Genomic DNA, 1013 nt, shown 5'->3' with positions numbered 1-1013 from the left:
TGTAGTGGTCAATAAAATTTGGCCACAGTTTTAGAATCTTGATATCTAACCTCAGATTCATTTGGCGCTAAACCGGCATTATAATGATGCGGCCTAACGTTGTTGTAATATCCGTTGATATAATCACTAACGCTATATTTAGCATCTATAAAATTTCCATATCCAACCTTTGGCATCCATTCCGTTTTAAAGCTTCTAAAAATCGCTCCATTGGTGCATTATCCCAACAGTTTCCACGCCTACTCATACTTTGTTTGATTTTATAGCGCCATAAACGTTGACGATATTTTAAACTGGTATAGTGACTACCCTGGTCTGAATGAAACATCAGTCCTGTCGGTTTTCCTCTGCTTTCATACGCGAGTTCAAGCGCTTTTAGCGTTAAATTAGTATCTGGCGACAACGACATGGCCCAGCCAACGACTTTACGTGCAAATAAATCAATAACAACGGCTAAATAAGCCCAGCGATTACCTACCCAAATATACGTCACATCACCGCACCACACGGTATCTGACTCAACAACATCAAATTGTCTATCAAGCAGATTTGGAATTTCAAGGTGTTCATTACCGCCGCGTTTATATGAATGTTGAGGTACTTGGCAGCTTTCAAGCTTTAATTTAACCATTAGCTTAGCAGCACGATAACGACTCAATTCAAAATCATTGTTCGTTGCTATTGCCGCGATTGTCCGCGCCCCAGCTGAGCCACCGCTCATTGCATGTATAGCTTTAACTTCAGCCTCTAGCCTTACTTGCTCTGGCGTCGGCGTTGTATCCCGTATAGCCCAATATTTATAGCTGCTACGATGCACATTGAATACGTTACACAGCACGCTAATTGGGTAACGCTCTCGTTGATTTAGTTTCTCAATTAACGAGAATTGTTCAGGGAGTCGGACATCAAGAGAGCGGTAGCCTTTTTTAATATATCCTTTTCTAATTCGATGCGTTGGATTTGCTTTTTAAGTTCGCGGATTTCAATTTGTTCGGGCGTCATTGGCGAAGCAG

General features: G+C 41.5%; 1 pseudogene. It reads right to left on the bottom strand.

From position 1 onward, the window contains the following. Positions 1–8 precede the first annotated feature (8 nt). A pseudogene (locus H5159_RS20720) lies at positions 9–1013 on the bottom strand (IS3 family transposase); the annotation flags it as partial.

The sequence above is a fragment of the Pseudoalteromonas sp. SG43-1 genome (assembly GCF_014164415.1).
Lineage (GTDB): Bacteria > Pseudomonadota > Gammaproteobacteria > Enterobacterales > Alteromonadaceae > Pseudoalteromonas > Pseudoalteromonas distincta.
The sequence above is the reverse complement of the archived record's forward strand: the minus strand, read 5'-3'. Positions and strand labels throughout refer to the sequence as shown.